The sequence below is a fragment of the Streptomyces sp. NPDC006476 genome, assembly GCF_040612015.1.
GTDB lineage: Bacteria > Actinomycetota > Actinomycetes > Streptomycetales > Streptomycetaceae > Streptomyces > Streptomyces griseorubiginosus_B.
Map to the genome: position 1 here is coordinate 1 of NZ_JBEXPK010000275.1, position 1,864 is coordinate 1,864.

Annotated in this window: 1 protein-coding gene and 1 pseudogene; both read left to right on the top strand. The window is 69.6% G+C overall.

The window, feature by feature from the left end; all coding sequences use genetic code 11:
* Window positions 1-240: 240 nt before the first annotated feature.
* Window positions 241-975 (top strand): annotated as a pseudogene (locus tag ABZZ74_RS53965) (ParA family protein); the annotation flags it as partial.
* Window positions 972-1,358 carry a hypothetical protein gene (locus ABZZ74_RS53970; protein WP_356951419.1) on the top strand — a complete coding sequence of 129 codons (387 nt, stop codon included), beginning with the start codon at window positions 972-974 and terminating at the stop codon, window positions 1,356-1,358. The pseudogene ABZZ74_RS53965 and the gene ABZZ74_RS53970, both read left to right, overlap by 4 nt.
* Window positions 1,359-1,864 lie beyond the last annotated feature (506 nt).

Here is a 1,864-nt window from a genome sequence, read left to right on the forward strand (position 1 = left end):
ATTCGACACCAACGAGCTGTTCAGGAGGCCCTGTCCGTATGCGCCAAGCGCCCCACGATCACCCAATCGGGACTCCCGTTCGACGCGCATCTCTCGGAAAGACAACAACTACTGAGCGGCGAGGCCGGACTCGAGCAACACGGGGATCCGATTCCGGCTTCGCCGGAATAGCGGCGGGCCGCGCGGCCGGGTCGGCCGGCGGCGCGGCGGGGGCGAACTGGTGCTTGCGGGCGACGGGCTGCGTCGGCTCGTGCGGGGTCTGCAGGAGCGGCCGAAGGCCGCAGGACACTGCTGGTGGATCTGGACGGGCAGGGCAACCTGACCACCGCGCTGAAGGTGCCGAGGCTCCACCCGGGCGGGGAACTGACGCTCGCCCGGGCGATGCTGGAGACCTGCACCCGGGAACAGGCCCGGTCCTTGGTGCGCCGGCACTCGGAGAACCTCTGGGTGATCCCGAGCGCGCTGGACCTGTTCACCCTGCCGCGCCAGCTCCACAGCACGCGCAGCAAGGAGGAGCGCCTGGCCTGGGTGCTGGAGCTCTTGGAGGACGAGTTCGACCACTGCCTGGTGGACTGCCGCCCGGCCCTGGACGTCGACACGGACAACGTCCTGCGGTGGGCCGAACACGTCCTCATCCCGGTCGACGTCGACGAGTTCTCCATCGAGGCCCTGGAGCTGCTGCTGGGCCAGGTGCAGACCCTGGTGAACGAGACGCGCATGCCGATGCCGCACTACCGCGGGCTGGTCATCAACCGCATCGACCGCCCGTTCTCGGGCTTCCACCAGAAGGTCTACGACGCCATACACCAGCTGCCGCTGCCCGTGGTCGGCGAGATCCCCCTACGCACCGCCGTGGCGGAAGCCAAGAACAAGGGCCAGACCATCGCCCAGTACGAACCGAAGTCCGACGTCGCGCGCATGTTCCGCGACCTGGCCGTGAAGGCCGGCTACCTCCCGGAGACCCCCGCAGCATGAACGCCAAGAAGAAGGACGACTTCGCCGTGGACACCGGCGGCGTCAGCGCCCTGCTCACCGGCCTGTCCGGCCGATTCGGCACCGAAGTACCAGGCCAGCCGCACCCTGACGGCACAACGGCAGACCGTCACGACGGTGCGACGGCACCCGAACCCGCCGCAGCACCGAAGGCACCGAAGGCACCCAAGCCCAGCAAGTGCACGATCCTGCTCGACCAGGACGACGCCCTTGTCTTCGACGGCCTGGCGCTGGAACTGCGCCGCCAGGTCGGACGCCCGGTCGACAAGAGCGAGATCGTCCGCGCCCTGGTCCACCTCGCGGCCCGCCCCGGCCCGGTGGCCGACCGCCTGGCCGACGTCCTCGACCGCCGCACCACCACCTGACCGCGACCCCCGACCACGGCCCCGACCATCGCAGGTCACAGCCGTGTGCGGCCCGACCGGACAGCCAGGCCGCGCACGCGGCGCGGGGCCGGACGCGCCGCGCACCCAGCCTCTCCGGGCCGACCCCGGCCCCGTCCGGCGGCAACATCTCCTGCGCCGACTCTTGCGGCATCTCTTGCACGATCTCCTGCGACATCTCTTGCGCGAGCCTCCACACGCTTCCGGCGTCTTCGCAGGTCACCATGCCCGTAGGGGCGTGGTCAAGTCTGTCGGGTGACAGCACATAGACGGCTGCGCCTCCGCATCTCAGAGATCTGCGCAGTCGGCTGAGCATTCGCATCAGCGACCATTGCGCAGCCTCCATGTGTCGGCGAGCCGTGGAAACTGGTTGCGAGCCCGTGCCTTCCGGGAGTGGCCCGGAGGGTGCGCTCTCCGGGCCACTCGCTGGAAACGCCCACCGGACAGTTATGGGACTGCCAGACGGGCGATATTCGGGGCATACGGCC